The following is an 8,648-nucleotide window of genomic DNA, read 5'->3' as shown; positions in this document are numbered from 1 at the left end:
CCCGAAACCGGCTCGCATACCCACCCCCCTCCTCCCCTACGCTTGTCCCGTGACCCCCGTCGAGTTGTCCCGCTCCGTGCTGCACGCAGTGCGGTGTGCTGTCGACGACGGGGAGCTGAATGTGGTCGTTCCCTCGCGGGTGGTCGTCGGGCGCCCCGGGCCGGGTGGGCGTGGGGACTACGCCACCAACGTCGCCCTTCAACTGGCCCGCCCCGCGGGGCAGCCCCCGTTGCGGGTGGCCGCGCTGCTCCGGGCGTATCTCGCGCGTGAGGCCGGCGTCACCGATGTCGAGATCACCGGGCCGGGGTTCCTCAACATCAGCCTCGACCGGGCCGCCACCTCCGCCGCCCTGGTCCGGCGCATCCTGCGCGAGGGGCTGCGCTACGGCCACACCGACGCCCTAGCCGGTCGGGTCTTCGTGTTGTGCGTGCCGTACGAGGTCCGTGCCGAGGTTCTGGCCGACGTGCTCGCGCGGATGGTCGGCTCGCAGGGCGGGCGCGTCGAGGTGCGGCACGGCGGGGCGGTGAACCTGCGGCCCGTTCCGGCGCCGGAGGACCCCGCGTTCCTCGGGCCGGACGCCGCCCGCTGGGCCCTGCTGCATCCCGCCCCGCACGACCGGCCCCGCATCACCGCCGATCATCTGGTCCAGCGCGAGAGCAATCCTCTCTTCCGGATCCGCTACGCCCACGCCCGCACCCGTGCCGTCAGCCGCAATGCCGCGGACCTGGGATTCACCACCACCGGGCCCGAGACGGACGTAGAGGCGGCGGACACCTCGGACACCCCGGGTGCCGAGCAACTCCTGGTCCTCCTCGCGGATCACCCCCGTGTCCTCGCCACGGCCGCCGCGCTCCCGCACGCCGATGCCCAGGCCGCGCCCTCCCGCCTCACCCGGCACCTCCTCGCGCTCGCCGATGCGACCCTCGTCCACCTGCCCGCCGTTCTTCCCCGTGGGGACGAGAAACCCTCGGCCGCCCACCGGTCCCGGCTGGCGCTCGCCGAAGCCGCCGGGACGGTGCTGGCCGGTGGCCTGTCCCTGCTCGGCATCGACGCACCCGATCACCTCTGAGAGAGCACGCCCAAGATGAGCCGTTCCGCACACCCCGCCGGGCCCCGTCACGCCGATGTCCTTCCGGAAGGGCACTACTCGGCGCCGCCCGCCGACCTCAACTCCCTCGACCCCAAGGTGTGGTCGCGGACCGTCAGCCGGGACGCCCTCGGGGTCGTCACCGTCGGCGGGATCGACGTGAAGACGCTTGCCGAGGATCACGGCACCCCGGCCTACGTCCTCGACGAGGCCGACTTCCGGGACCGGGCCCGCGCCTGGCGTACCGCCTTCGGGGCCGACGCCGACGTCTTCTACGCCGGAAAGGCGTTCCTGTCGCGCGCGGTCGTGCGGTGGCTGCACGAGGAGGGGCTCAACCTCGACGTCTGCTCCGGCGGCGAGCTGGCCACCGCGCTCTCCGCCGGCATGCCCGCCGACCGCATCGCCTTCCACGGGAACAACAAGTCGACGGAGGAGATCGAGCGGGCCGTCCGCGCCGGTGTCGGGCGGATCGTCCTGGACTCCTTCCAGGAGATCGTCCGCGTCGCGCACATCGCGCAGTCCCTCGGCAAGCGGCAGCGCGTGCAGATCCGTATCACCGTGGGCGTCGAGGCGCACACGCACGAGTTCATCGCCACCGCCCACGAGGACCAGAAGTTCGGGATTCCGCTGGCCGGGGGACAGGCCGCGGAGGCCGTGCGGCGGGCCCTCAAGCTCGACGGTCTCGAACTGATCGGGATCCACTCGCACATCGGGTCGCAGATCTTCGACATGTCCGGCTTCGAGGTCGCCGCCCACCGGGTCGTCGGGCTGCTCAAGGAGATCCGTGACGAGCACGGTGTCGAACTGCCCGAGATCGACCTCGGCGGCGGCCTCGGCATCGCGTACACCAGTGACGATGACCCCCGTGAGCCGCACGAGATCGCCAAGGCGTTGACCGAGATCGTCACCCGCGAGTGTGAGTCCGCCAGGCTCCGCACGCCCCGCATCTCCGTGGAGCCCGGCCGCGCCATCGTCGGCCCGACCGCCTTCACGCTGTACGAGGTCGGCACCGTCAAGCCGCTCGACGGGCTGCGGACGTACGTCTCCGTCGACGGCGGCATGTCGGACAACATCCGCACGGCGCTGTACGACGCCGAGTACAGCGTGGCGCTCGTCTCCCGTGTCTCCGACGCCGCGCCGATGCTGTCGCGCGTGGTGGGCAAGCACTGCGAGAGTGGCGACATCGTGGTGAAGGACGCGTTCCTGCCGTCCGACCTGGCACCGGGTGACCTGATCGCGGTCCCCGCGACGGGGGCGTACTGCCGGTCCATGGCCAGCAACTACAACCACGTGCTGAGGCCTCCGGTCGTCGCCGTGCACGAGGGCGAGGCCCGTGTCATCGTCCGGCGCGAGACGGAGGATGACCTTCTCCGGCTCGACGTCGGATAGGGGCAGCTCAGCGGGGTGGAAGATGGGCGCAGGACGGGGCGGGAGACGCGGTGGAAGATCTCCTGTCCGGTGCCCCGCGAAAATGAAATAGATGTCTCACGATCCGGACCAGGGATAGAAACTCCGGTCCGGTGAGTGAGACTGGTGCAACCGTGACGGTATGAGGAAACGAGGTCGGATGATGCGTACGCGTCCGCTGAAGGTGGCGCTGCTGGGCTGCGGAGTGGTCGGCTCAGAGGTGGCGCGCATCATGACGACGCACGCCGACGACCTCGCCGCCAGGATCGGGGCCCCGGTGGAACTGGCGGGAGTCGCCGTGCGACGGCCCTCCAAGGTGCGCGAGGGCATCGACCCCGCGCTCGTCACCACCGACGCCACGGCGCTGGTCAAACGGGGTGACATCGACGTGGTCGTCGAGGTCATCGGGGGCATCGAGCCCGCCCGCACCCTCATCACCACGGCCTTCGAGTACGGCGCGTCCGTGGTCTCCGCGAACAAGGCGCTGCTCGCCCAGGACGGCGCCGCCCTGCACGCCGCCGCGAACGAGCACGGCGAGGACCTCTACTACGAGGCCGCCGTCGCCGGCGCCATCCCGCTGATCCGCCCGCTGCGCGAGTCCCTCGCCGGCGACAAGATCAACCGGGTCATGGGCATCGTCAACGGCACGACCAACTTCATCCTCGACAAGATGGACTCCACCGGGGCCGGCTACCAGGAGGCCCTCGACGAGGCCACCGCCCTCGGGTACGCCGAGGCCGACCCGACCGCCGACGTCGAGGGCTTCGACGCCGCCGCCAAGGCCGCCATCCTCGCCGGGATCGCCTTCCACACGCGCGTGCGTCTCGACGACGTCTACCGCGAGGGCATGGCCGAGGTGACCGCGTCCGACTTCGCCTCCGCCAAGGCGATGGGCTGCACCATCAAACTGCTCGCCATCTGCGAGCGGGCCGCCGACGGAGGATCCGTCACCGCGCGCGTCCACCCCGCGATGATCCCGCTGACCCACCCGCTCGCCTCCGTGCGCGGCGCCTACAACGCCGTGTTCGTCGAGTCCGACGCCTCCGGTCAGCTCATGTTCTACGGCCCCGGCGCCGGCGGTGCTCCCACCGCCTCCGCCGTGCTCGGCGACCTCGTCGCCGTCTGCCGCAACCGGCTCAGCGGGGCGACGGGGCCCGGCGAGTCGGCGTACGCCGCCCTGCCGGTGTCGCCGATGGGCGACGTCGTCACGCGGTACCACATCAGCCTGGACGTCGCCGACAAACCGGGCGTCCTGGCGCAGGTAGCCACCGTGTTCGCCGAGCACGGGGTGTCCATCGATACGGTGCGGCAGCAGGGTAAGGACGGCGAGGCCTCCCTCGTCGTCGTCACCCACCGCGCGTCCGACGCCTCCCTGACCGGGACCGTCGAGGCGCTGCGCAAGCTCGACACCGTGCGGGGTGTCGCCAGCATCATGCGGGTTGAAGGAGAGTAACCAGCAATGACCCACCAGTGGCGCGGAATCATCGAGGAGTACCGGGACCGGCTTCCGGTTTCCGACAGCACGCCGGTCGTGACGCTCCGCGAGGGCGGCACGCCCCTCGTGCCCGCGCAGGTGCTCTCCGAGCGCACCGGCTGCGAGGTCCACCTCAAGGTCGAGGGTGCGAACCCCACCGGGTCCTTCAAGGACCGCGGGATGACCATGGCCATCACGCGGGCCAAGGAGGAGGGTGCCAAGGCGGTCATCTGCGCCTCCACCGGCAACACGTCGGCCAGTGCCGCCGCCTACGCCGTGCGCGCGGGCATGGTCTGCGCCGTCCTCGTCCCCCAGGGCAAGATCGCGCTCGGCAAGATGGGGCAGGCCCTCGTCCACGGCGCGAAGATCCTCCAGGTCGACGGCAACTTCGACGACTGCCTCACGCTGGCCCGCTCGCTGAGCGACAACTACCCCGTGGCGCTGGTCAATTCGGTCAACCCGGTGCGCATCGAGGGACAGAAGACGGCCGCCTTCGAGATCGTGGACATGCTCGGGAACGCCCCCGACATCCACGTCCTGCCGGTCGGCAACGCGGGCAACATCACCGCGTACTGGAAGGGCTACAAGGAGTACGCCGCCGACGGGATCGCCGGGCGTACCCCGCGCATGTGGGGCTTCCAGGCATCCGGCAGTGCCCCCATCGTGCGCGGCGAGATCGTCAAGGACCCGTCGACGGTCGCCACCGCGATCCGCATCGGCAACCCGGCGTCCTGGAAGTACGCGCTGGCGGCACGGGACGAGTCCGGTGGCCTCATCGACGAGGTGACGGACCGTGAGATCCTGCGCGCCTACCGGCTGTTGGCGGCGCAGGAGGGCGTCTTCGTGGAGCCCGCGTCCGCCGCGTCGGTGGCCGGTCTGCTGAAGGCCGCCGAGCAGGGCAAGGTCGACCCGGGCCAGACGATCGTGTGCACCGTCACGGGCAACGGTCTGAAGGACCCCGACTGGGCCGTGGCCGGCGCTCCGCAGCCGGTGACCGTCCCCGTCGACGCGGTGATCGCGGCCGAGCGCCTCGGGCTGGTCTGACCAGTGCCGTAGGGGAATCCCCGTCAGGGGTGCACAGGGGGCTTGCGACACGCATCGTGCGCCTCCTGTGCGCCCTATGTCGCCACAGAACCTTCCTTCGATAGGCTGTACCGAACCCGCCTACCGCATATGCCTCCGCAGCCCGCGCGGTCGGCACCGGTGCCGCGTCGTCCACAGCGGCCCGAGGGTCCTGTGCACGTCATCGAACGTCATCGAATCTCATTCGACCATCACGCAGCTCAAGGAGAGTCAACGAGCGATGGCCGGTCCAGCGTTCCGCGCCGCCGCCGTCCGGGTGCGCGTCCCCGCCACCAGCGCCAACCTCGGTCCGGGCTTCGACGCCCTGGGCCTCGCGCTGGGGCTCTACGACGACGTCGTCGTCCGGGTGGCCGACTCAGGGCTGCACATCGACATCGCGGGTGAGGGCAGCGAAACACTGCCGCGCGACGAGAAACACCTCCTCGTCCGCTCCCTGCGCACCGCCTTCGACGTCCTGGGCGGCCAGCCGCGCGGCCTGGAGATCGTCTGCGCCAACCGCATTCCGCACGGCCGGGGCCTCGGCTCCTCCTCCGCCGCCATCTGTGCCGGGATCGTCGCCGCCCGCGCGGTGACCATAGGCGGCGAGGCCCGCCTCGACGACGCCGCCCTGCTCGAGCTGGCGACCGAGATCGAGGGCCACCCCGACAACGTCGCGGCCTGCCTGCTCGGCGGGTTCACGCTTTCCTGGATGGAGTCCGGCGCCGCGCGGGCGATCAGGATGGAGCCTTCCGATTCCATCGTTCCGGTGGTTTTCGTGCCCGGGAAGCCGGTCCTGACCGAGACCGCGCGCGGTCTGCTCCCGCGCACCGTGCCGCATGTCGACGCCGCCACCAACGCGGGCCGTGCCGCCCTGCTCGTCGAGGCCCTGACCAGGCGTCCCGAGCTGCTGCTGCCCGCCACCGAGGACCGTCTCCACCAGGAGTACCGGGCTCCCGCCATGCCGGAGAGCGCCGCACTCGTGGAGCGGCTGCGCGCCGACGGGGTCCCCGCGGTGATCTCCGGCGCCGGCCCCACCGTGATGGCCCTGGCCGACGCGGAAACGGCGGACAAGGTCGAGCGACTGGCCGGTGCGGAATGGGCCGCCAACCGGCTGAGCCTCGACCTCAAGGGGGCGAGCGTGCTGCCGCTCGCGCCCTCCGGCGACCTGTGAAAGCGCACGGTTGCCGGATTTCGAGAGGGGGAATGTTTGTTGGATCCGGTAGTGTTAACCTCAAGTCTGCACCCGACCTCACCATGGCGAGGTGCTTCATGTCCCCCTCCGGGACAGACATTCTTCCGGGAGCTCCCCACGCCGCACTGCGTTCCGTACGTCGTACTTGGGCAGTACGCCGTGCAGCGACGCTGAGCGGTCCGACGGGCACGCTCCGGAATCGGTGCAACCACGCCACGTGACACTGGGTGTCACGGATCGTCGAGGAAGCGCCATCACCAGAAATCTCTTCCGCCGCTTTGGCGGACAACCGCCCCGGCTTCGCCACAGCAAGGTCCGAAGCCGGACAGCACAACCGGTCGCCGAGCCAGACAGGCCGACGTCCGCTCCAGGGAAGGACCCTTCGTGAGCGACACCACCGATCTGATGGGCGCACGTGTCGAGGAGACCGCTGCCGCGCCCTCCACGGACGCCTCCGCGCCTGCCGCCGGTGCCGGCTCCCGGCGGCGCCGCGGTACCGGCCTCGACGGCATGGTGCTGGCCGAGTTGCAGCAGGTCGCATCCGGCCTGGGCATCAGGGGCACCGCGCGTATGCGCAAGAGCCAGTTGATCGAGGTCATCAAGGAGGCGCAGGCGGGAAGTGGCGCGCCGGCCGCGAAGGCCGCGACGGCCCCCGCCGGGGACGCCACCGAGACCAAGCCCAAGCGCCGCGCCACCTCCAAGGCCCGCACGGGCGACGAGGCCGCCGAGAAGAAGGCGGACGCCGCCCCGGCCGAGGCCCCCGCCGAGAAGGCCGTGGCCCAGCAGCAGATCGAGATCCCCGGTCAGCCTGCCAGCAACGACGCCCCGGTCGAGCGCCGCCGTCGGCGTGCGACCGCCGACGCGGGCAGCCCCGAGACCGTCACCGCCGAGGCGAAGAGCGCGCCGAAGGCCGAGGCCGCCGCGGTCGCGACACAGACCGAGCAGGCTCAGCCGCAGGGTGACGCCAGGACCGACGCCGACGGCGCCGAGGGCCGCCGCCGCGACCGCCGTGAGCGCGGCCGTGACCGCGACCGCCGCGGCAAGGGCGACGACCAGCAGGGCCAGGGCGGTCAGCGCCAGCAGCAGGGCCAGCAGAGCGGTGGTCGTCAGGACCGCCAGGACCGTCCGGAGCGCCAGGACCGTCAGGACCGCCAGCGCGACAACGGCCCGCAGGACGACGACGACTTCGAGGGCGGCCGTCGCGGCCGTCGCGGCCGTTACCGGGACCGTCGGGGCCGTCGCGGCCGTGACGAGATCGGCACCGTCGAGCCGCAGGTCGCCGACGACGACGTCCTGATCCCCGTCGCGGGCATCCTGGACATCCTCGACAACTACGCCTTCATCCGTACGTCGGGCTACCTGCCGGGTCCCAACGACGTGTACGTCTCCCTCGCCCAGGTCCGCAAGAACGGCCTGCGCAAGGGCGACCACGTCACCGGCGCGGTCCGTCAGCCGAAGGAAGGCGAGCGGCGCGAGAAGTTCAACGCGCTCGTGCGTCTCGACTCCGTCAACGGCATGGCGCCCGAACACGGCCGTGGCCGCCCGGAGTTCAACAAGCTCACCCCGCTGTACCCGCAGGACCGCCTCCGTCTGGAGACGGACCCGGGCGTGCTCACCACCCGCATCATCGACCTCGTGTCGCCGATCGGTAAGGGCCAGCGCGGTCTGATCGTGGCCCCGCCGAAGACCGGCAAGACCATGATCATGCAGGCGATCGCCAACGCGATCACGCACAACAACCCCGAGTGCCACCTGATGGTCGTCCTGGTCGACGAGCGTCCGGAAGAGGTCACCGACATGCAGCGGTCAGTCAAGGGCGAGGTCATCTCCTCGACCTTCGACCGCCCGGCCGAGGACCACACCACGGTCGCGGAGCTGGCCATCGAGCGCGCCAAGCGCCTGGTGGAACTGGGCCACGACGTCGTCGTCCTGCTCGACTCGATCACGCGTCTGGGCCGTGCGTACAACCTCGCCGCCCCGGCCTCCGGCCGCATCCTGTCCGGTGGTGTCGACTCGACGGCCCTGTACCCGCCGAAGCGCTTCTTCGGTGCGGCGCGCAACATCGAGGACGGTGGCTCGCTCACCATCCTGGCGACCGCGCTCGTCGACACCGGGTCCCGCATGGACGAGGTGATCTTCGAGGAGTTCAAGGGCACCGGCAACATGGAGCTCAAGCTCGACCGGAAGCTCGCCGACAAGCGCATCTTCCCGGCGGTGGACGTCGACGCGTCCGGCACCCGTAAGGAAGAGATCCTGCTCGCCCCCGACGAGCTCGGGGTGGTCTGGAAGCTGCGCCGGGTGCTGCACGCGCTCGACCAGCAGCAGGCGGTCGAGCTGCTTCTCGACAAGATGAAGCAGACGAAGTCGAACGCCGAGTTCCTGATGCAGATCCAGAAAACGACGCCGGGCAACGGCGACTGACGAAG

The 8,648-nt window shown here is 70.9% G+C and carries 6 protein-coding genes; all 6 read left to right on the top strand.

Annotated features, from left to right (window positions below; translation table 11 throughout):
* The first annotated feature begins 49 nt into the window (after positions 1-49).
* The 6 genes from nrtL (at position 50) to rho (ending at position 8,643) form a co-directional block, all read left to right on the top strand.
* Positions 50-1,069, top strand: a complete 1,020-nt coding sequence (gene nrtL, locus BZL64_RS20230; RefSeq protein ID WP_086770604.1) for an ArgS-related anticodon-binding protein NrtL — start codon at positions 50-52, stop codon at positions 1,067-1,069.
* 15 nt (positions 1,070-1,084) lie between these two features.
* Positions 1,085-2,476: a diaminopimelate decarboxylase gene (gene lysA, locus BZL64_RS20225; protein WP_086770603.1), complete on the top strand. Its 1,392-nt coding sequence runs from the start codon at positions 1,085-1,087 to the stop codon at positions 2,474-2,476.
* A gap of 178 nt (positions 2,477-2,654) precedes the next feature.
* On the top strand, positions 2,655-3,947 hold the full coding sequence (locus BZL64_RS20220; RefSeq protein ID WP_073494093.1) for a homoserine dehydrogenase: 1,293 nt from the start codon (positions 2,655-2,657) through the stop codon (positions 3,945-3,947).
* Between the two features lie 6 nt (positions 3,948-3,953).
* Positions 3,954-5,012, top strand: coding sequence for a threonine synthase (gene thrC, locus BZL64_RS20215; protein WP_086770602.1), 1,059 nt, complete (start codon positions 3,954-3,956; stop codon positions 5,010-5,012).
* 259 nt (positions 5,013-5,271) lie between these two features.
* Positions 5,272-6,201, top strand: a complete 930-nt coding sequence (thrB, locus tag BZL64_RS20210) for a homoserine kinase (protein ID WP_086770601.1) — start codon at positions 5,272-5,274, stop codon at positions 6,199-6,201.
* A 405-nt stretch (positions 6,202-6,606) separates the two neighbouring features.
* Entirely contained in the window at positions 6,607-8,643 is a 2,037-nt protein-coding gene (rho, locus tag BZL64_RS20205; protein ID WP_086770600.1) for a transcription termination factor Rho, read from the top strand.
* Positions 8,644-8,648 lie beyond the last annotated feature (5 nt).

The sequence above is a fragment of the Streptomyces bobili genome (assembly GCF_002154575.1).
GTDB classification, from domain to species: domain Bacteria; phylum Actinomycetota; class Actinomycetes; order Streptomycetales; family Streptomycetaceae; genus Streptomyces; species Streptomyces bobili.
The sequence above is the reverse complement of the archived record's forward strand: the minus strand, read 5'-3'. Positions and strand labels throughout refer to the sequence as shown.